This is a genomic window from Enterobacter cloacae complex sp. IR5402, assembly GCF_049238125.1.
In the GTDB taxonomy this organism is placed as follows: domain Bacteria; phylum Pseudomonadota; class Gammaproteobacteria; order Enterobacterales; family Enterobacteriaceae; genus Enterobacter; species Enterobacter hormaechei_C.
In genome coordinates this window covers 341,957-361,413 of the sequence record NZ_JBMKHO010000003.1, presented here as the reverse complement: position 1 = coordinate 361,413, position 19,457 = coordinate 341,957, and the positions used below count along the sequence as shown (strand labels likewise).

Genomic DNA, 19,457 nt, shown 5'->3' with positions numbered 1-19,457 from the left:
AACCGGGGGTCGATATGTACGCTTTAACCCACGGTCGGATTTATACCGGCCATGAAATTCTGGATGACCATGCGATTGTAATCGCCAATGGCCTGATTGAACGTGTTTGCCCGCTGGCGGAACTGCCGCCGGAGATCGAACAGCGTTCACTCAATGGAGCTGTAATCTCCCCCGGTTTCATCGACGTACAGCTTAACGGCTGCGGCGGTGTCCAGTTTAACGATACCCCAGAAGCGGTGACGGTTGAAACGCTGGAAATTATGCAGAAAGCCAACGAGAAATCGGGCTGCACCAGCTATCTGCCAACGCTGATCACCAGCAGCGATGACCTGATGAAACAGGGTATCCGCGTCATGCGCGAATACCTGGCAAAACATCCGAATCAGGCGCTGGGCCTGCACCTGGAAGGGCCCTGGCTGAATATGGTCAAGAAAGGCACCCATAACCCAAACTACGTGCGCAAACCGGATGCCGAGCTGGTGGATTACATGTGCGCCAATGCCGATGTGATCACCAAAGTGACGCTGGCCCCGGAAATGACCGGCACGGACGTTATCAGCAAACTGGCCGCCGCCGGGATTGTGGTATCTGCGGGCCATTCGAACGCGACGCTGAAAGAGGCGAAGGCCGGTTTCCGCGCAGGCATTACATTTGCCACACACCTTTATAACGCGATGCCCTATATTACTGGCCGCGAACCGGGACTGGTTGGCGCAATTCTGGATGAACCAGACGTCTACTGCGGCATTATCGCCGACGGCTTGCATGTCGATTACACCAACATCCGCAACGCCAAACGCCTGAAAGGCGACAAGCTCTGCCTGGTGACGGATGCTACCGCTCCGGCAGGAGCGAATATTGACCAGTTCATTTTTGCTGGTAAAACAATATACTACCGGAATGGACTGTGTGTGGATGAGAACGGCACGCTGAGCGGTTCTTCTCTGACGATGATCGAAGGGGTACGTAATCTCGTTGAACATTGCGGCATCGCGCTTGAGGAAGTGCTGCGCATGGCCACGCTTTATCCGGCGCGCGCCATTGGCGTCGATAAACAGCTCGGTGGTATTGCGCCAGGTATGGTTGCAAACCTGACGGCGTTCACACACGATTATAAAATTATTAAGACCATCGTTAATGGTAACGAGGTCGTCACTGAGTAAGTAAAAGTATGACACCAGGCGGACAAGCTCAAATCGGTAATGTCGATCTCGTTAAACAACTTAACAGCGCGGCAGTTTATCGCCTGATTGACCAGCACGGGCCAATCTCACGCATTCAGATAGCCGAACAAAGCCAGCTTGCTCCCGCCAGCGTGACAAAAATTACACGTCAGCTTATTGAGCGCGGCCTGATCAAAGAAGTCGATCAGCAGGCCTCCACCGGGGGCCGCCGCGCGATTTCCATCGTCACGGAAACCCGCAATTTTCAGGCCATTGGCGTTCGCTTAGGACGTCATGACACCACTCTTACGCTCTACGACCTGAGCAGCAAGGCCATTGCCGAAGAGCATTACCCCCTTCCTGAGCGCACGCAGGAGACGCTTGAACATGCGTTACTGAATACCATTGCGCAGTTTATCGAAAGCTGTCAGCGCAAGATCCGTGAACTCATCGCCATCTCGGTCATTTTGCCCGGCCTGGTTGACCCGGAAAGCGGCGTTATTCGCTACATGCCGCATATTAAGGTAGAGAACTGGGGGCTGGTTGAGGCGCTGGAAAAGCGCTTCAAGCTGACCTGCTTTGTTGGTCACGATATTCGCTCGCTGGCGCTGGCGGAGCACTACTTTGGTGCGAGCCAGGACTGCGAAGACTCTATTCTGGTGCGCGTTCACCGTGGTACAGGTGCGGGCATCATCTCGAATGGCCGCATTTTTATTGGTCGTAACGGTAACGTAGGCGAGATTGGTCATATCCAGGTGGAACCGCTTGGCGAGCGTTGCCACTGCGGTAATTTTGGCTGTCTTGAAACCGTTGCCGCCAACGCCGCCATTGAACATCGCGTTCGCCATCTGCTGGAGCAGGGTTACCAGAGCCGCGTCACGCTGGACGATTGTAAGATCGGCACCATCTGCAAAGCGGCAAACAAAGGCGATGCGCTGGCTTGCGAAGTGATCGAACAGGTAGGACGCCACCTGGGTAAGACCATCGCCATTGCCATCAACCTGTTTAATCCGCAAAAGGTGGTGATTGCCGGCGAGATCGTTGAAGCCGAAAAAGTGTTACTGCCCGCCATTGAAGGCTGCATCAATACCCAGGCGCTGAAGGCATTTCGCCAGAATTTGCCGGTGGTGCGATCTACGCTCGATCACCGCTCGGCAATTGGCGCATTCGCCCTGGTAAAACGTGCCATGCTGAACGGGATCCTGCTGCAACATTTGCTGGAATCCTGATCGGATCTTATAGTAACGCCTTCTTTTTTTGATGTCGGATTGTCCATGACCATTAAGAATGTAATTTGTGATATCGACGGCGTGCTGATGCACGACAACGTTGCCGTGCCGGGTGCTGCGGAGTTTCTTCACCGCATCATCGACAAAGGAATGCCACTGGTTCTTCTCACGAACTACCCTTCACAGACTGGTCAGGATCTGGCAAACCGCTTTGCTACTGCGGGCGTCAACGTCCCGGACAGCGTGTTTTATACCTCTGCGATGGCGACCGCGGATTTCCTGAAGCGTCAGGAAGGCAAAAAAGCCTATGTCGTTGGCGAAGGTGCGCTGATCCACGAGCTGTATAAAGCGGGCTTCACCATCACCGACGTGAACCCGGACTTTGTCATCGTGGGCGAAACGCGCTCCTTTAACTGGGAGATGATGCATAAGGCAGCCTACTTTGTCGCCAACGGTGCGCGTTTTATCGCCACCAACCCGGACACGCACGGTCGCGGTTTTTATCCCGCCTGCGGTGCGCTGTGTGCCGGTATCGAAAAAATCTCGGGCCGTAAGCCGTTTGTTGTCGGTAAACCGAGCCCGTGGATTATCCGCGCCGCACTGAATACGATGCAGGCACACTCAGAAGAAACCGTCATTGTGGGCGACAACCTGCGTACCGATATTCTTGCTGGCTTCCAGGCGGGGCTTGAAACCATCCTGGTGCTTTCTGGCGTTTCACAGCTTGATGACATTGATACGATGCCGTTCCGGCCAAGCTGGATTTACCCCTCTGTCGACGAAATCGACGTTATTTGATTCAGAACCACGCCTCAGGGCGTGGTTTTTCATTTCTGCTGTCTGAAAACATCACTTCATCTAACGAAATCAGCGCTTCATTGAGAAATCATCAATAGAATCGCTTAAGGCATACTCTTTTTTTAAGATTCGGCAATTGCTATTGCACTTTTTACGTTTTCATCGGTAAAACGCTTGCGCCCCCTCCCCTTTTTGCGGCATTTTCATAAGCAAGCAACATCACAACGCAACAGGGTTAACGGAGAAGGTTATGTGTTCTATTTTTGGCGTACTGGATATTAAAACTGACGCGGGCGAACTGCGTAAAAAAGCACTCGAATTGTCCCGCCTGATGCGCCATCGCGGTCCGGACTGGTCAGGCGTTTACGCCAGCGATAAAGCGATTCTGGCTCACGAACGTCTCTCCATTGTTGATGTCAACGCTGGCGCACAGCCGCTGTATAACGAGAAAAAAACGCACGCGCTGGCTGTTAACGGTGAAATTTACAACCATCAGGCGCTGCGCGCTGAGTACGGCGATCGCTACGCGTTTCAGACCGGCTCAGACTGCGAAGTGATCCTGGCGCTGTATCAGGAGAAAGGCCCGGAGTTCCTCGACGACCTGCAAGGTATGTTCGCCTTCGCCCTGTACGACAGCGAAAAAGACGCTTACCTGATTGGCCGCGACCATATTGGTATTATCCCGCTGTACATGGGACACGATGAACACGGTAACTTCTACGTTGCCTCAGAGATGAAAGCCCTGGTACCGGTATGCCGCACCATCAAAGAGTTCCCGGCAGGTAGCTACCTGTGGAGCCAGGACGGCGAGATCCGCCCGTACTACCAGCGCGACTGGTTTGATTATGAAGCGGTGAAAGACAACGTGACGGACAAAGCGGAACTGCGTCAGGCGCTGGAAGAGTCAGTGAAAAGCCACCTGATGTCAGATGTCCCCTACGGTGTACTGCTCTCCGGCGGTCTGGACTCCTCCGTGATCTCCGCGATCACCAAGAAATTCGCCGCACGTCGCGTGGAAGATCAGGAGCGCTCTGAAGCCTGGTGGCCACAGCTGCACTCCTTTGCCGTGGGTCTGGAAGGGGCACCTGACCTGAAAGCCGCCCAGGAAGTGGCGAACCATCTTGGCACGGTGCACCATGAAATTCACTTCACCGTACAGGAAGGTCTGGATGCGATCCGCGATGTGATCTATCACATTGAAACCTATGATGTGACCACCATTCGCGCCTCCACGCCGATGTATTTGATGTCGCGGAAGATCAAAGCGATGGGCATCAAGATGGTGCTCTCCGGCGAGGGTTCTGACGAAGTGTTTGGCGGTTACCTCTATTTCCACAAAGCACCGAACGCCAAAGAGCTGCATGAAGAAACGGTGCGTAAGCTACAGGCGCTGCACATGTTTGACTGCGCGCGCGCCAACAAAGCGATGTCAGCCTGGGGTGTAGAAGCCCGCGTGCCGTTCCTCGATAAGAAATTCCTCGATGTGGCGATGCGCATCAACCCACAGGACAAAATGTGCGGCAACGGCAAAATGGAGAAATATATCCTGCGTGAATGTTTTGAATCCTACCTGCCGGCGAGCGTGGCGTGGCGTCAGAAAGAGCAGTTCTCCGATGGCGTAGGCTACAGCTGGATCGACACCCTGAAAGAGGTGGCGGCGAAACAGGTTTCTGATCAACAACTGGAAACTGCGAGCTTCCGTTTCCCGTACAACACGCCAGCCTCGAAAGAGGCGTATTTGTACCGTGAGATCTTTGAGGAGCTGTTCCCGGTTCCAAGCGCAGCCGAGTGCGTACCGGGTGGTCCTTCGGTCGCCTGCTCTTCTGCTAAAGCCATTGAATGGGATGAATCCTTCAAAGCGATGAACGATCCGTCAGGACGCGCGGTGGGCGTTCACCAGTCTGCTTATAAATAATGTCCAGACTATAATCAGGCCCTCCGGGGCCTGATTTTTTTGCCTCTCTTTTCCCTGCATAAAATCGATTAATAACCAATAATTGTCGAATATTCGGCCTCGCTGTTCGCAACCTAACCAAACAGTCACATTCCGGCTATTTTCATTGAAAAAGGTGTTGACGCTGCAAGGGTCTATACGCATAATGCGCCCCGCAACGCCGATAAGGTAACGCGAAAAAAAGATGGCTACGTAGCTCAGTTGGTTAGAGCACATCACTCATAATGATGGGGTCACAGGTTCGAATCCCGTCGTAGCCACCATCTTTTTTGCGGGAGTGGCGAAATTGGTAGACGCACCAGATTTAGGTTCTGGCGCCGCAAGGTGTGCGAGTTCAAGTCTCGCCTCCCGCACCATTCCCAGGTAAGCGTTGCACGGATGGGGTATCGCCAAGCGGTAAGGCACCGGTTTTTGATACCGGCATTCCCTGGTTCGAATCCAGGTACCCCAGCCATATTTCTTCGATCATGCGGTTCTCCGCGGTATTGGGGTATCGCCAAGCGGTAAGGCACCGGTTTTTGATACCGGCATTCCCTGGTTCGAATCCAGGTACCCCAGCCATCGAAGATTGCAGTACTGGCTACGTAGCTCAGTTGGTTAGAGCACATCACTCATAATGATGGGGTCACAGGTTCGAATCCCGTCGTAGCCACCATATTTACGTTATCGAATACGATTCGGTAAACTGAACATTGTTGGGGTATCGCCAAGCGGTAAGGCACCGGATTCTGATTCCGGCATTCCGAGGTTCGAATCCTCGTACCCCAGCCACTTTAAAGTCGTTAAGCAGTTTGTTTAACGCAATTGGGGTGTCGCCAAGCGGTAAGGCTCTGGTTTCTGATACCAGCATTCCGGGGTTCGAATCCCTGCACCCCAGCCACTTTAAACAAACAAGCCCGCTCTGCGGGCTTTTTTGTTTTTGTTGTTCAGAATAGTGCGGCCTGATGCCTTCACCCTAACCCTCTCCCACGGGGAGAGGGAATAAAGATCAGAGTCCGAGGGCGTACTTCAGGGCCTGACGCTTCAGACCACCGGCACGTTCCGCTGCCATCAATCCAATATTGCGCACTATACGCACCGGACCAACATCATTGCTGAACCCGGCATAGAACAGATCCATCCCCGACTGCATAATGAAGTTATCCGCCATACGGCGCGTCTGGTAGCGCTTCAGAACCTGATGGCTGGCCCAGGCTTCCGCGTGGGCGCGAGCGTTACCCAGCACATCCAGTAACGCATCGACGTCACGGTATCCCAGATTCACCCCCTGCCCCGCCAGCGGATGAATGGTGTGCGCCGCGTCCCCCACAAGCACCAGTCCTTCACGGGCATACTGCAACGCATGGCGTCGCATCAGCGGGAATGCGCCGGCGGCAACCGGGGTCACGTTGCCCAGACGGCTCGGGAAGTGCTGGCGGATTTCGCGCTGCAACTGATCCATGGACAGCCCCTGCAACTGTCGAATGCGCGCCGGTTTGTCGTACCACACCAGCGAAGCCCAGTTATCAAACAGCGGTAAGAATGCATGCGGGCCGTTCGGCGTAAAATGCTGCCAGGTGCTTTCGCCCGGCGCGTTTTCTGACTGAACGGTGATCAGCATGCAGGACTGCTGGTACTGCCAGGCATGGATCCCAATGCCTGCCATCTGCCTGACCTGCGAGTTCGCGCCATCCGCTCCCACCACCAGCTTTACGGCCAGCTCATCGTCGTTGTCCAGCGTCAGGAGATACCCGCCCTCATGACGATGCAGGCCTTTCAGCGAGTCCGGCACGCGCAGCGTCACCTTCGGGTGCGCCTCCAGCGCCTGCCAGAGTGCCTGCTGGAGCACGTTGTTTTCCACCATATAGCCCAGGCGCGGCAGTTTCAGCTCGGCGGCATCAAACGACACGTGAGCATTTTCCCACTCCCAGGTTTCGAGACGGCTGTAAGGATGCGCGCGCATCGCCAGCACCGCCTCCCAGACGCCCAGCCCGCGAAGCAGATCAACAGAGGCCGCGCTGATGGCGGAAATACGCACGTCCGGTTGGCTGGCAGGATCGAATGCCGGCGGAGCCGCCTGTTCAATAACGGTTACGTCAAATCCCTGCTGCGCCAGCCCCAGCGCCAGTGCGCCGCCGACCATACCGCCGCCAACAACGGCAACTTCGGTGTTCAGGAGTGTCATGGTCACTATTCCTTATTGAAGAATGCCTTAAGTTTACCGGATTTTTGCGGCCCTGAGGTTGACAACCTTCATACTGGTCACAACCGCACCAAAGCATTACAATACGCGGCTTGCAATCCTGAGCTGAGCAAGTCGATGACTAAAAAACTCCATATAAAAACCTGGGGCTGTCAGATGAACGAATACGATTCATCGAAGATGGCCGATCTGCTGGATACCACCCACGGATACCAGCTGACTGAAAATGCGAAAGAAGCCGATGTGCTGCTGCTGAACACCTGTTCAATTCGTGAAAAAGCACAGGAAAAAGTCTTTCATGTGTTAGGCCGCTGGAAGCTTCTCAAACGGAAAAATCCGGACCTGATCATTGGCGTGGGTGGCTGCGTCGCATCGCAGGAAGGTAAGCTGATCCGCCAGAGAGCCCCCTATGTGGATATCGTTTTTGGCCCTCAGACCCTGCACCGCCTGCCAGAGATGATTAATCAGGTTCGCGGCAGCCGTAGCCCGGTGGTTGACGTGAGCTTCCCGGAGATCGAGAAATTTGACCGTCTGCCAGAGCCGCGCGCTGATGGCCCGACCGCCTTCGTCTCCATCATGGAAGGCTGCAACAAATACTGTACTTACTGCGTGGTGCCTTACACCCGCGGTGAAGAAGTGAGCCGCCCGGCAGACGATATCCTGTTTGAAATCGCGCAGCTTGCCGCGCAGGGCGTTCGCGAAGTGAACCTGCTGGGGCAGAACGTGAACGCCTGGCGCGGGGAAAACTACGACGGTACCACCGGCAGCTTTGCTGAACTGCTGCGTCTGGTGGCGGCGATTGACGGCATCGACCGCATTCGTTTTACCACCAGCCATCCGATGGAATTTACCGACGACATTATTGACGTCTATCGCGATACGCCAGAGCTGGTGAGCTTCCTGCACCTGCCTATCCAGTGCGGCTCTGACCGCGTGCTGAACCTGATGGGTCGTCCACATACGGTGCTGGAGTATAAGTCCACCATCCGCAAGCTGCGTGAAGCGCGCCCGGATATCCAGATTAGCTCCGACTTTATCGTCGGCTTCCCTGGCGAAACCGCTGATGACTTCGAGCGCACCATGAAGCTCATCGGCGAGGTGAATTTCGACGTCAGCTACAGCTTTATCTTCTCTGCGCGCCCGGGCACCCCTGCGGCCGATATGGTTGATGATGTACCGGAAGAAGAGAAAAAGCAGCGTCTGTATATTCTACAGGAGCGTATCAACCAGCAGGCCAACGCCTGGAGTCGTCGCATGCTCGGCACTGTCCAGCGTATTCTGGTGGAAGGCACCTCCCGTAAGAGCATCATGGAACTGTCTGGTCGAACCGAAAATAACCGCGTGGTGAATTTTGAAGGCACCCCGGACATGATCGGTAAGTTTGTGGACGTCGAGATTGTCGAAGTGCTCACGAACTCGCTGCGCGGGAAGGTGGTACGCACTGAGGATGAAATGGGTCTGCGAATTGCACAGACTCCGGAATCCGTTATCTCTCGCACCCGCAAGGTCAACGACTCTGGCGTAGGTATTTACCAGCCGTGATCCTCCTGGCCTGCCTGTCCGGCAGGCCTTGTATTTCCTCTCATCACCCCCAATATCTACCGCAACGCTTGCGCCTTTATTCTGTGGCGTGAATAATTTCGGTAATGACCGTTTTATTACGCCGTGTGGCCACAGGTCAGTTAACCAATTAAAGAGGAACAGTTTGAACATAGATACGCGTGAAATTAGCCTTGAGCCCGCAGACAACGCTCGCCTGCTGAGCCTGTGCGGGCCGTTTGATGACAACATCAAACAACTGGAGCGACGTCTGGGTATCGAAATCAATCGTCGCGATAACCATTTCAAACTCACCGGACGCCCAATCTGCGTCAACGCCGCGGCAGATATTCTCCGCAGCCTATATGTTGATACCGCCCCGATGCGCGGTGAGATCCAGGACATTGAACCTGAACAGATCCACCTGGCCATCAAAGAGGCGCGCGTGCTTGAGCAGAGCGCGGAGAGCGTGCCGGACTATGGCAAAGCCATCAACATCAAAACTAAACGCGGCGTGATTAAGCCTCGTACCCCGAACCAGGCGCAGTACATCGCCAATATTCTCGACCATGACATCACCTTCGGCGTGGGCCCGGCGGGTACGGGTAAAACCTATCTGGCCGTTGCTGCTGCGGTCGATGCGCTTGAGCGTCAGGAGATCCGCCGTATCCTGCTGACCCGCCCTGCTGTTGAAGCCGGTGAAAAACTGGGCTTCCTGCCGGGCGATCTGAGCCAGAAGGTCGACCCGTATCTGCGCCCGCTGTATGACGCGCTGTTCGAAATGCTCGGCTTCGAGAAAGTTGAAAAGCTCATCGAGCGTAACGTGATTGAAGTGGCCCCGCTGGCCTACATGCGTGGCCGTACGCTTAACGACGCGTTCATCATTCTGGATGAGAGCCAGAACACCACTATCGAACAGATGAAGATGTTCCTGACGCGTATTGGCTTTAACTCGAAAGCGGTTATCACCGGTGACGTCACCCAGATTGACCTGCCGCGTAACACCAAATCGGGTCTGCGTCACGCCATCGAAGTCCTGGCCGAGGTAGAGGAAATCAGCTTCAACTTCTTCCACAGTGAAGACGTGGTACGCCATCCGGTGGTCGCGCGTATCGTTAACGCTTATGAGGCCTGGGAAGAGGCAGATCAGAAGCGCAGGGCCGAACTGGCCGCAGAACGTAAGCGCGAAGCGCAGGAGCATGAACAGAAATGAGTCAGGTGATCCTCGATTTACAGCTGGCCTGTGAAGATAATTCCGGCATGCCAGAAGAGGCACAGTTTCAGAAATGGCTGGATGCCGTTATCCCCCAGTTTCAGGAAGAATCAGAGGTCACGATTCGCCTGGTGGATGAAGCAGAAAGCCATGAGCTCAACCTGACCTACCGCGGGAAAGATAAGCCGACCAACGTGCTCTCTTTCCCGTTCGAAGCCCCTCCGGGCATTGAGATGCCGCTGCTGGGCGATCTGATCATCTGCCGTCAGGTGGTTGAGCAGGAAGCCAAAGAGCAGCAAAAGCCGCTGGAAGCGCACTGGGCACACATGGTGGTGCACGGTAGCCTGCATCTTCTGGGTTACGACCATATTGAAGATGACGAAGCGGAAGAGATGGAATCCCTCGAGACAGAGATAATGCTTGCTCTGGGCTATGAGGATCCGTACATTGCCGAGAAAGAATAGTCAGTCACTGACTACCATGCCGCCGCGCAGGGACATAGCGCGGCGGTTAACGTTGAACTAACAAGAGAACCCTTAACAAACGCCATGAGCGACGACAATTCACACAGTAGCGACACGACAACCACTAAAAAGGGATTTTTCTCCCTCATTCTGAACCAGCTTTTCCACGGCGAACCGAAAAACCGTGATGAACTGCTGGAGCTGATTCGTGATTCCGGGCAGAACGACCTTATCGACGAAGATACGCGCGAAATGCTCGAAGGGGTGATGGACATCGCCGACCAGCGCGTCCGCGACATCATGATCCCCCGCTCGCAGATGATTACCCTGAAACGCAACCAGACGCTGGACGAGTGCCTCGATGTGATTATCGAATCGGCTCACTCACGTTTCCCGGTCATCAGCGAAGATAAAGATCACATTGAAGGGATTTTGATGGCGAAAGATCTGCTGCCGTTTATGCGCAGCGATGCCGAAGCCTTCAGTATGGAAAAGGTGTTACGCCCGGCCGTGGTTGTGCCGGAAAGTAAGCGTGTGGATCGGATGCTGAAGGAGTTTCGCTCCCAGCGCTATCACATGGCGATTGTTATTGATGAATTTGGTGGCGTTTCCGGTCTGGTCACAATCGAAGACATCCTTGAGCTGATCGTGGGCGAAATCGAAGACGAGTATGACGAAGAAGAGGATATCGACTTCCGTCAGCTGAGCCGCCACACCTGGACCGTGCGCGCGCTGGCCTCCATTGAAGACTTCAACGATACCTTTGGCACCAGCTTCAGCGATGAAGAAGTGGACACCATTGGTGGTCTGGTGATGCAGGCCTTCGGCCATCTTCCGGCCCGCGGTGAAACCGTTGACATCGATGGTTACCAGTTCAAGGTCGCAATGGCTGACAGCCGACGTATTATTCAGGTTCACGTCAGAATGCCGGACGACTCACCGGTGCCAAAACTGGAAGATTAATGTAAATGGCATTTGCCCCACTCTTTGAACGCCAGCGCGTCCGTTTGCTGCTGGCGCTGTTACTCGGAGCCAGCGGTACGCTGGCTTTTTCTCCTTACGATATCTGGCCAGCCGCTATTCTCTCCCTGATGGGGCTACAGGGGCTTACCCTGAACCGTCGTCCGGTACAGGCCGCGGCCATCGGCTACTTCTGGGGGCTGGGACTGTTTGGCTCTGGTATCAACTGGGTCTACGTCAGTATCGCGCAATTTGGCGGAATGCCGGGGCCGGTTAACGTCTTCCTGGTTGTGCTGCTCGCCGCCTATCTTTCGCTCTACACTGGCCTGTTCGCGGGCATCCTGTCTCGCCTGTGGCCAAAAACGACCTGGCTGCGCGTGGCGATAGCGGCACCCGTTGTCTGGCAAATCACCGAATTTCTGCGCGGCTGGGTACTGACCGGCTTCCCGTGGTTGCAGTTCGGCTATAGCCAGGTAGACGGCCCGCTGAAAGGCCTGGCCCCGGTCATGGGCGTGGAAGCCATCAACTTCCTGTTGATGATCGTCAGCGGCCTGCTGGTGCTGGCCCTGGTGACACGTAACTGGAAGCCGCTGGTTGCCGCGTTAATCCTGTTTGCCCTGCCCTTCCCGCTGCGTTATATCCAGTGGTTTACGCTGGAGCCCGCGCGCGCCACGCAGGTTTCTCTGGTCCAGGGCGATATCCCGCAGTCCCTGAAATGGGATGAGAATCAGCTGCTGAACACGCTGAAAATCTACGCCAACGCCACTGAAAAGGTGATGGGCAAATCGCAGCTCATCATCTGGCCTGAGTCTGCGATCCCAGACCTGGAGATCAATCAGCAGCCCTTCCTGAAGATGATGGACGATCTGCTGCGCGCACGCGGCAGTACGCTGATCACCGGAATTGTGGATGCGCGTCTCAATCAGCAGAACCGCTATGACACGTACAACACGATCATTACGCTCGGTAAGGGCAGCGAATACAGCTATACCTCCACCAATCGTTACAACAAAAACCACCTTGTACCGTTTGGCGAATTTGTTCCGCTGGAGTCTATTCTGCGCCCACTGGCACCGTTCTTTGATTTGCCGATGTCCTCATTCAGCCGGGGCCCTTACGTTCAGCCGCAGCTGCATGCGCACGGTTTTGCCCTGACGGCCGCCATTTGCTACGAGATTATCCTCGGCGAGCAGGTGCGCGATAATTTCCGCCCGGACACCGACTATCTGCTGACCATCTCAAACGATGCGTGGTTCGGTAAATCGATTGGTCCGTGGCAGCACTTCCAGATGGCGCGAATGCGTTCTCTGGAGCTGGCGCGTCCGTTGCTGCGCAGCACCAATAACGGCATTACCGCCGTGATTGGTCCGCAGGGTGAAATCCAGGCCATGATCCCGCAATTTACCCGTGAGGTGCTGACTACTAACGTCACGCCAACTACCGGGCTCACCCCTTACGCGCGCACCGGGAACTGGCCGCTGTGGATTTTGACCGTGCTGTTCGGCTTTGGCGCAGTGCTGATGAGCCTGCGTCAGCGTCGTAAATAACCTTACCTTCTGTTGCCGGGTGGCGGCTACGCCTTACCCGGCCTGCTCTCCGGCGCCGGCGCCACCCGACAATTTCCTCCCAAACTTCAATTCTGGCACGCCTGTTGCTTTGTTTAATTACATCAACGCTGTCTGGCTTAACGTGCAACCTTGTCGCACCAGCGTAGATCATCGGTAGCACCGAAATGGTGCAACGAGGGATTATTGCCTCTGAATGGTGCGGCGCGCTTCGCAAAAATAAACAATAACGCAGCAAAATCTTTACATTAAGCCAGACTAAATGTTAACAAGCTTGCATAACACTGCACTCGCATTGCGCGAGATATAACAACATCACAATGGGTATCTATGCGTCACTGGCGCTGATAAGAAAGGAGTTGGGTATGCAATTACGTAAACTGGCCACAGCAATGCTGGTTATGGGAATGTCTGCGGGGGTTGTCCACGCTGAAGACGCTCCGGCAGCAGGAAGCACTCTCGACAAGATTGCCAAAAACGGCGTGATCGTGGTCGGCCACCGTGAATCTTCTGTCCCGTTCTCTTACTACGACAACACGCAAAAAGTCGTGGGCTATTCACAGGATTACTCCAACGCCATCGTTGAAGCCGTGAAGAAAAAGCTGAACAAACCTGACCTGCAAGTGAAGCTGATCCCCATCACTTCACAGAACCGTATTCCTCTGCTGCAAAACGGCACATTTGATTTTGAATGTGGCTCAACCACCAACAACCTTGAGCGTCAGAAACAGGCCGCTTTCTCGGACACCATCTTCGTTGTGGGCACCCGCCTGCTGACAAAGAAAGGCGGCGACATCAAAGATTTTGCTGACCTGAAAGGCAAAGCGGTTGTCGTGACCTCCGGTACCACGTCCGAAGTGCTGCTGCACAAGCTGAACGACGAAAAGAAAATGGACATGCGCATCATCAGCGCGAAAGACCATGGCGACTCCTTCCGTACCCTGGAAAGCGGCCGTGCCGTCGCGTTTATGATGGATGACGCTCTGCTGGCAGGCGAGCGCGCCAAGGCTAAGAAACCAGACAACTGGGAAATCGTCGGTACCGCCCAGTCGAAAGAAGCCTACGGCTGTATGCTGCGTAAAGGTGACGAGGACTTCAAGAAACTGATCGATGACACCATCGCTCAGGCGCAAACCTCCGGCGAAGCGGCAAAATGGTTCGACAAATGGTTCAAGAACCCAATTCCACCAAAAAACCTGAACATGAACTTTGAACTGTCTGACGACATGAAAGCGCTGTTCAAATCACCAAACGACAAAGCTCTTAACTAATTAGAACGACAGGGGCGGGATCTCCTGCCCTCTCGATTGTCGGGAAGCATGGACAGACTATACGTTGAGTGGTCGTTCCCCACTCAGCGCAAAAATTGAGCTTCTCACCAATCTTCGAGGGTAGCGCTGCTACCCTTTTTTTTCTGGAGTTTACTATGTCAATTGACTGGAACTGGGGCATCTTTCTGCAACAAGCCCCGTTCGGCAACACCACCTATCTCGGCTGGCTGTGGAGCGGCTTTCAGGTTACCGTTGCGTTATCGATAACGGCGTGGATTATCGCGTTTCTTGTCGGTTCGCTGTTCGGTATTCTGCGTACCGTCCCTAACCGTTTTCTCTCTTCAATTGGCACGCTCTATGTGGAACTGTTCCGTAACGTTCCGCTGATCGTGCAGTTCTTTACCTGGTATCTGGTGATCCCGGAACTGCTGCCGGAAGATCTCGGCATGTGGTTTAAGGCCGAGCTGGATCCTAACGTACAATTTTTTGTCTCCTCTATGCTGTGTCTGGGGCTGTTCACCGCTGCGCGCGTCTGCGAGCAGGTACGTGCCGCCATACAGTCACTGCCGCGCGGGCAAAAGAATGCGGCACTGGCGATGGGCCTGACTCTGCCTCAGGCCTACCGTTACGTACTGCTGCCGAACGCTTACCGCGTCATCGTTCCGCCGATGACGTCCGAGATGATGAACCTGGTAAAAAACTCGGCTATCGCCTCAACCATTGGTCTGGTAGATATGGCGGCGCAGGCGGGCAAACTGCTGGATTATTCCGCTCACGCATGGGAATCCTTCACGGCGATCACGCTCGCCTATGTTCTGATTAACGCATTCATCATGCTGGTGATGAACCTGGTTGAACGCAAAGTACGCCTGCCGGGCAATCTGGGGGGCAAATAAATGTACGATTTTGACTGGAGTTCCATTGTTCCCTCCATGCCCTATCTGCTGGATGGACTGGCAATCACCTTAAAGATCACCGTTATCGCCATTATCGTCGGTATTGTCTGGGGCACCCTGCTGGCTGTGATGCGCCTGTCGAGCTTTAAGCCGCTCGCCTGGTTTGCCACGGCTTACGTTAACGTGTTCCGCTCCATTCCACTGGTCATGGTGCTGCTGTGGTTTTATCTGATTGTTCCCGGCTTTTTACAGAACGTACTGGGACTGTCGCCAAAGACCGATATCCGCCTGATCTCTGCCATGGTGGCGTTTTCCATGTTTGAAGCCGCCTACTACTCAGAGATCATCCGCGCCGGTATTCAGAGTATCTCGCGCGGGCAGTCCAGCGCTGCGCTGGCGCTCGGTATGACGCACTGGCAGTCTATGAAGCTCATTATTCTGCCGCAGGCGTTTCGCGCTATGGTTCCGCTGCTGCTGACGCAGGGCATCGTCCTGTTCCAGGATACCTCCCTGGTCTACGTGCTGAGCCTGGCAGACTTCTTCCGTACCGCCTCCACCATTGGCGAACGTGACGGAACGCAGGTTGAGATGATCCTCTTCGCGGGCGGGGTCTATTTTGTGATTAGTTTAAGCGCATCGCTGTTGGTCAGCTGGCTGAAGAAAAGGACGGTATAATGATTTCCCTGAAAAATGTTTCTAAATGGTATGGGCACTTTCAGGTGCTGACCGACTGCTCAACAGAAGTGAAAAAAGGCGATGTGGTGGTGGTCTGCGGCCCGTCCGGTTCCGGTAAGTCCACGCTTATCAAAACCGTTAATGGGCTGGAACCTGTCCAGCAGGGCGAGATTGTCGTTAACGGCACCAAAGTGAATGACCGCAAAACCAACCTTGCCCAGCTTCGCTCCCACGTAGGGATGGTGTTCCAGCATTTTGAGCTGTTCCCTCACCTCTCCATCATTGAGAACCTGACGCTGGCGCAGGTGAAAGTGCTGAAGCGCGACAAAAAAGCGGCGCGCGAAAAGGGGCTGAAGTTGCTGGAACGCGTCGGGCTGTCTGCACATGCGGATAAGTTCCCGGCGCAGCTTTCGGGCGGCCAACAGCAGCGTGTGGCAATCGCGCGTGCGCTGTGCATGGATCCGGTGGCTATGCTGTTTGATGAGCCGACGTCCGCGCTCGATCCTGAGATGATCAACGAAGTGCTGGACGTCATGGTGGAGCTGGCGCACGAAGGGATGACCATGATGGTGGTGACGCACGAAATGGGCTTCGCCCGTAAAGTGGCCAACCGCGTGATCTTCATGGACGAAGGGAAAATTGTTGAAGACTCACCAAAAGAAGAGTTCTTCGCAAATCCTAAATCTGAACGTGCAAAAGACTTCCTCGCCAAAATCCTGCATTAATCTTTTTAGTGCGCAATCTGCGGATTGCGCACTGCTTCACGCTTTAGATCTCTTTTTCTATTCGGCGTCACATCGCAGCGTTAACCTTGTCACAAATAATGCTGAGAATGGAGAACGCTATGGCACAGCCAATTATTCTCGACTGCGATCCGGGTCATGATGACGCGATCGCACTCGTCCTTGCTCTTGCTTCCCCTGAACTGGACGTAAAAGCTGTCACCTCCTCCGCCGGAAACCAGACGCCGGATAAAACCTTGCGAAACGTGTTGCGCATGTTGACGCTGCTGAAACGCACCGATATTCCTGTCGCAGGTGGTGCCGTTAAGCCGCTGATGCGCGAGCTGATCATTGCGGATAACGTTCACGGTGAAAGTGGGCTGGATGGTCCGGCGCTGCCGGAGCCGGATTTCGCACCGCAAAACTGCACTGCCGTCGAGCTCATGGCGAAGGTGCTGCGTGAGAGCGCAGAGCCCGTGACGCTGGTGGCGACCGGCCCGCAGACCAACGTTGCGCTGCTGCTGAACAGCCATCCTGAACTGCACAGCAACATCGCCCGTATCGTCATCATGGGCGGGGCAATGGGGCTGGGGAACTGGACGCCAGCAGCAGAGTTCAACATCTTCGTTGACCCGGAAGCCGCGGAAATCGTCTTCCAGTCGGGCCTGCCGATTGTGATGGCGGGGCTGGACGTTACCCACCGCGCACAAATTATGGTGCAGGACATCGAACGATTTCGTACTGTGGGTAACCCGGTTGCAACGACCGTGGCAGAGCTGCTCGATTTCTTTATGGAGTATCACAAAGCCGAGAAGTGGGGCTTCCACGGCGCCCCGCTGCATGACCCATGCACCATCGCCTGGCTACTGAAGCCGGAAATGTTTACCACGGTCGAGCGTTGGGTTGGTGTGGAAACACAGGGGAAATATACCCAGGGAATGACGGTGGTGGACTATTACTCGCTAACGGGAAACAAGCCGAATACCACGGTGATGGTGGATATCGATCGGGAAGCGTTTGTGGATTTGCTGGCGGAGCGGCTGGCTTATTATATGTAGTCCGAAAAAACAGTACATTATTGGGCATTTTAGGCGGTTCTGCTGCCTAATGCCCTTATCATGCCTCCCTCATACTAAAAACTTCATTAAATAAAACAAGCAAGAAAAAACAGAACGCTTTTATTTGATAATAGCTAAACCATTAGCCCCACCCATTTGTCACAATTATTATTACTTGCTACTGATTCACTCCTCAAATAAAAACAATGAATTCTTTTATGGATACTTTCAAAAGTGAGATAAACATCACTTTGCTTGGCAAGGACATGTTCGATGATCGAATGAACATAGCAAGGGAGCACGTTATGTATTACAGCGAAGAAATTATTAAGCAACCTGGAACTGACAAAGAGCTAGCTGTGCGGTTAGATAAAGCGTTAATAGGCGTTAAAGAAGGTGTACAATATTATGTAAATGGTCTTGGCGATGCCACAACACGCTTACTTTATTATACATACTGTCTTACAGAAAATTATCAAGATGTTTGTAAAAAACTTGGTTCTGAAGATGTCAGATTTATTTGCGCTCTATATGAACTAGTCAAACATAGAAATGTTATATTTCGAATGTTGAATATATATATAGAAACCCTCTTAAAAAATAAAAGCGATGTAGAAAAGAAAACAATCCTTGAAAACTTAACGCCATTCGCCAAAAACTATCCCATTAAATACATTTCAAAAATGGTTTGATTTACTTTATAACATCATATATATGCTACGGAAACAAAATGAATTTATCTGTTCAGAATGCATTAATGAAAAAATAGGAAGCAGAGTTGGGTGGGTCATAGGAGGACTGAATATTTATGGGATTGTACAACGTGCTGCTGATAGCGCAGATAATCTAAAAAATTTCTGCCCAATATTTTATAACGCCTTATATAGAGAGGGGTTAGAAATGATGTATTTCTTGATCGAACCCATGATCATGAAGTCTTGCTATCTAAATATTAGCACAGCATCTGATGAAGAAATTGTCAGAGCACTTAAGAGAATGATGTGAAAATGCTTAATTTGATGAATAATCTATTAAGAAGATGTATCAGGCGTTTTTATAATAGTATCAAAGATGATTGCATCAACAATATTATAGGCTGTGCAATAATTTTCCTTATAGCCATAATCTCCATTTTGGTTTCTATTTTTGTCGATAATAACAAAATTGCATTTGGAATTATCGCCTTGATAGTAACACTGACATTTTCACTAATATTTTTTTACAACGGAAAAGAATGAAATGACTATCCCGGCACATATTTGGCTCATCGATGACAATGGCTCACCTTTGATAGGAGAGTGTTTAATGCCATCACGATTGGGTTCCACTGAGCTTAAGTCCTTTAATCATTCGGTATGGATTCCTACAGACCATAATACAGGGAAACTGACTGGAACACGTCTTCATGTACCGATTAGATTTAAAAAAGAGATAGACCGGCTCACACCCTATCTATTCAGAGCCGTATGCGAAGGAAGAATACTGAAAGAAGCTTTAATAAAAATGTATAAAATTAATGATGCAGGAATAGAACTGGAATATTTCAATATAAAGCTGGAAAATGTAAAGATAACTCAAATCTCCCCCGTTCTATTTCCAGTAGGTATTGCAAGTAAGCATATGGAAGAAGTTGAAATTCGCTATGAGTCTATAGAACGGAAGTACACTGAAGGAAACATAATGTACAAAGACTCGTGGAATGAAAGGGTCACAGCCTAAAGAGGGTGGAAATCTTTCGGGAAACGTTTGGATATTTACTGGCGGAGCG

17 protein-coding genes and 7 tRNA genes are annotated in these 19,457 nt (G+C 52.9%); 23 read left to right on the top strand and 1 reads right to left on the bottom strand.

Annotated elements, in window-relative coordinates:
* Positions 1–14: 14 nt before the first annotated feature.
* The 11 genes from nagA to ACOTXL_RS07965 all read left to right on the top strand — a co-directional run bounded on the left by nagA (position 15) and on the right by ACOTXL_RS07965 (position 6,024).
* Positions 15–1,163, top strand: coding sequence for an N-acetylglucosamine-6-phosphate deacetylase (gene nagA / locus ACOTXL_RS08015; RefSeq protein ID WP_045350550.1), 1,149 nt, complete (start codon positions 15–17; stop codon positions 1,161–1,163).
* Between the two features lie 8 nt (positions 1,164–1,171).
* Positions 1,172–2,392, top strand: coding sequence for a DNA-binding transcriptional regulator NagC (gene nagC / locus ACOTXL_RS08010; RefSeq protein ID WP_003858665.1), 1,221 nt, complete (start codon positions 1,172–1,174; stop codon positions 2,390–2,392).
* 45 nt (positions 2,393–2,437) lie between these two features.
* Complete coding sequence (gene nagD, locus ACOTXL_RS08005) at positions 2,438–3,190, top strand: ribonucleotide monophosphatase NagD (protein WP_003858667.1); 753 nt, start codon at positions 2,438–2,440, stop codon at positions 3,188–3,190.
* Between the two features lie 250 nt (positions 3,191–3,440).
* Complete coding sequence (gene asnB / locus ACOTXL_RS08000) at positions 3,441–5,105, top strand: asparagine synthase B (protein WP_045350551.1); 1,665 nt, start codon at positions 3,441–3,443, stop codon at positions 5,103–5,105.
* A gap of 225 nt (positions 5,106–5,330) precedes the next feature.
* Positions 5,331–5,407: transfer RNA gene (locus ACOTXL_RS07995), tRNA-Met, on the top strand.
* An 8-nt stretch (positions 5,408–5,415) separates the two neighbouring features.
* Positions 5,416–5,500 (top strand) — tRNA-Leu (locus ACOTXL_RS07990).
* A 23-nt stretch (positions 5,501–5,523) separates the two neighbouring features.
* A tRNA-Gln gene (locus tag ACOTXL_RS07985) sits at positions 5,524–5,598 on the top strand.
* 32 nt (positions 5,599–5,630) lie between these two features.
* A tRNA-Gln gene (locus ACOTXL_RS07980) sits at positions 5,631–5,705 on the top strand.
* Positions 5,706–5,722: 17 nt separating this feature from the next.
* Positions 5,723–5,799: transfer RNA gene (locus ACOTXL_RS07975), tRNA-Met, on the top strand.
* A 41-nt stretch (positions 5,800–5,840) separates the two neighbouring features.
* A tRNA-Gln gene (locus tag ACOTXL_RS07970) sits at positions 5,841–5,915 on the top strand.
* 34 nt (positions 5,916–5,949) lie between these two features.
* Positions 5,950–6,024: transfer RNA gene (locus ACOTXL_RS07965), tRNA-Gln, on the top strand.
* 108 nt (positions 6,025–6,132) lie between these two features.
* Here ACOTXL_RS07965 and ubiF read toward each other — a convergent pair.
* Complete coding sequence (ubiF, locus tag ACOTXL_RS07960; protein ID WP_003858670.1) at positions 6,133–7,308, bottom strand: 3-demethoxyubiquinol 3-hydroxylase; 1,176 nt, start codon at positions 7,306–7,308, stop codon at positions 6,133–6,135.
* A 135-nt stretch (positions 7,309–7,443) separates the two neighbouring features.
* Here ubiF and miaB point away from each other — a divergent pair, with 135 nt between their 5' ends.
* The 12 genes from miaB (at position 7,444) to ACOTXL_RS07900 (ending at position 19,408) form a co-directional block, all read left to right on the top strand.
* Complete coding sequence (gene miaB / locus ACOTXL_RS07955; protein WP_003858672.1) at positions 7,444–8,868, top strand: tRNA (N6-isopentenyl adenosine(37)-C2)-methylthiotransferase MiaB; 1,425 nt, start codon at positions 7,444–7,446, stop codon at positions 8,866–8,868.
* A gap of 163 nt (positions 8,869–9,031) precedes the next feature.
* The gene (locus tag ACOTXL_RS07950; RefSeq protein WP_003858674.1) at positions 9,032–10,078 is read left to right on the top strand and encodes a PhoH family protein; all 1,047 of its coding nucleotides are present in this window, start codon (positions 9,032–9,034) and stop codon (positions 10,076–10,078) included.
* Positions 10,075–10,542 carry an rRNA maturation RNase YbeY gene (ybeY, locus tag ACOTXL_RS07945; protein ID WP_003858677.1) on the top strand — a complete coding sequence of 156 codons (468 nt, stop codon included), beginning with the start codon at positions 10,075–10,077 and terminating at the stop codon, positions 10,540–10,542. The genes ACOTXL_RS07950 and ybeY overlap by 4 nt, the downstream gene beginning before the upstream one ends.
* Positions 10,543–10,626: 84 nt before the next feature.
* Positions 10,627–11,505: a CNNM family magnesium/cobalt transport protein CorC gene (gene corC / locus ACOTXL_RS07940; protein ID WP_003858679.1), complete on the top strand. Its 879-nt coding sequence runs from the start codon at positions 10,627–10,629 to the stop codon at positions 11,503–11,505.
* Between the two features lie 5 nt (positions 11,506–11,510).
* Positions 11,511–13,049 (top strand): apolipoprotein N-acyltransferase, encoded by a 1,539-nt coding sequence (gene lnt, locus ACOTXL_RS07935; RefSeq protein ID WP_023315631.1) that lies wholly within the window; start codon positions 11,511–11,513, stop codon positions 13,047–13,049.
* Between the two features lie 383 nt (positions 13,050–13,432).
* The gene (locus ACOTXL_RS07930; protein WP_003858681.1) at positions 13,433–14,338 is read left to right on the top strand and encodes an amino acid ABC transporter substrate-binding protein; all 906 of its coding nucleotides are present in this window, start codon (positions 13,433–13,435) and stop codon (positions 14,336–14,338) included.
* 155 nt (positions 14,339–14,493) lie between these two features.
* Positions 14,494–15,234: a glutamate/aspartate ABC transporter permease GltJ gene (gene gltJ / locus ACOTXL_RS07925; RefSeq protein ID WP_015571133.1), complete on the top strand. Its 741-nt coding sequence runs from the start codon at positions 14,494–14,496 to the stop codon at positions 15,232–15,234.
* The gene (gene gltK / locus ACOTXL_RS07920; protein ID WP_003858686.1) at positions 15,235–15,909 is read left to right on the top strand and encodes a glutamate/aspartate ABC transporter permease GltK; all 675 of its coding nucleotides are present in this window, start codon (positions 15,235–15,237) and stop codon (positions 15,907–15,909) included.
* Positions 15,909–16,634 (top strand): amino acid ABC transporter ATP-binding protein, encoded by a 726-nt coding sequence (locus ACOTXL_RS07915; protein ID WP_006809622.1) that lies wholly within the window; start codon positions 15,909–15,911, stop codon positions 16,632–16,634. Before gltK ends, ACOTXL_RS07915 begins: the two co-directional genes overlap by 1 nt.
* A gap of 119 nt (positions 16,635–16,753) precedes the next feature.
* Complete coding sequence (gene rihA, locus ACOTXL_RS07910; RefSeq protein WP_045350552.1) at positions 16,754–17,689, top strand: pyrimidine-specific ribonucleoside hydrolase RihA; 936 nt, start codon at positions 16,754–16,756, stop codon at positions 17,687–17,689.
* Between the two features lie 218 nt (positions 17,690–17,907).
* Positions 17,908–18,381, top strand: a complete 474-nt coding sequence (locus ACOTXL_RS07905) for a hypothetical protein (protein WP_052426652.1) — start codon at positions 17,908–17,910, stop codon at positions 18,379–18,381.
* A 547-nt stretch (positions 18,382–18,928) separates the two neighbouring features.
* Entirely contained in the window at positions 18,929–19,408 is a 480-nt protein-coding gene (locus ACOTXL_RS07900) for an Hcp family type VI secretion system effector (RefSeq protein WP_045350554.1), read from the top strand.
* Positions 19,409–19,457: the final 49 nt, after the last annotated feature.

Bases quoted from the DNA above. Each gene is read 5' to 3' on its own strand.
- nagA (WP_045350550.1), top strand. From the start codon at position 15: ATGTACGCTTTAACCCACGGTCGGATTTATACCGGCCATGAAATTCTG.
- nagC (WP_003858665.1), top strand. From the start codon at position 1,172: ATGACACCAGGCGGACAAGCTCAAATCGGTAATGTCGATCTCGTTAAA.
- nagD (WP_003858667.1), top strand. From the start codon at position 2,438: ATGACCATTAAGAATGTAATTTGTGATATCGACGGCGTGCTGATGCAC.
- asnB (WP_045350551.1), top strand. From the start codon at position 3,441: ATGTGTTCTATTTTTGGCGTACTGGATATTAAAACTGACGCGGGCGAA.
- ubiF (WP_003858670.1), bottom strand. From the start codon at position 7,308: ATGACACTCCTGAACACCGAAGTTGCCGTTGTTGGCGGCGGTATGGTC.
- miaB (WP_003858672.1), top strand. From the start codon at position 7,444: ATGACTAAAAAACTCCATATAAAAACCTGGGGCTGTCAGATGAACGAA.
- ybeY (WP_003858677.1), top strand. From the start codon at position 10,075: ATGAGTCAGGTGATCCTCGATTTACAGCTGGCCTGTGAAGATAATTCC.
- corC (WP_003858679.1), top strand. From the start codon at position 10,627: ATGAGCGACGACAATTCACACAGTAGCGACACGACAACCACTAAAAAG.
- lnt (WP_023315631.1), top strand. From the start codon at position 11,511: ATGGCATTTGCCCCACTCTTTGAACGCCAGCGCGTCCGTTTGCTGCTG.
- ACOTXL_RS07930 (WP_003858681.1), top strand. From the start codon at position 13,433: ATGCAATTACGTAAACTGGCCACAGCAATGCTGGTTATGGGAATGTCT.
- gltJ (WP_015571133.1), top strand. From the start codon at position 14,494: ATGTCAATTGACTGGAACTGGGGCATCTTTCTGCAACAAGCCCCGTTC.
- gltK (WP_003858686.1), top strand. From the start codon at position 15,235: ATGTACGATTTTGACTGGAGTTCCATTGTTCCCTCCATGCCCTATCTG.
- ACOTXL_RS07915 (WP_006809622.1), top strand. From the start codon at position 15,909: ATGATTTCCCTGAAAAATGTTTCTAAATGGTATGGGCACTTTCAGGTG.
- rihA (WP_045350552.1), top strand. From the start codon at position 16,754: ATGGCACAGCCAATTATTCTCGACTGCGATCCGGGTCATGATGACGCG.
- ACOTXL_RS07905 (WP_052426652.1), top strand. From the start codon at position 17,908: ATGGATACTTTCAAAAGTGAGATAAACATCACTTTGCTTGGCAAGGAC.
- ACOTXL_RS07900 (WP_045350554.1), top strand. From the start codon at position 18,929: ATGACTATCCCGGCACATATTTGGCTCATCGATGACAATGGCTCACCT.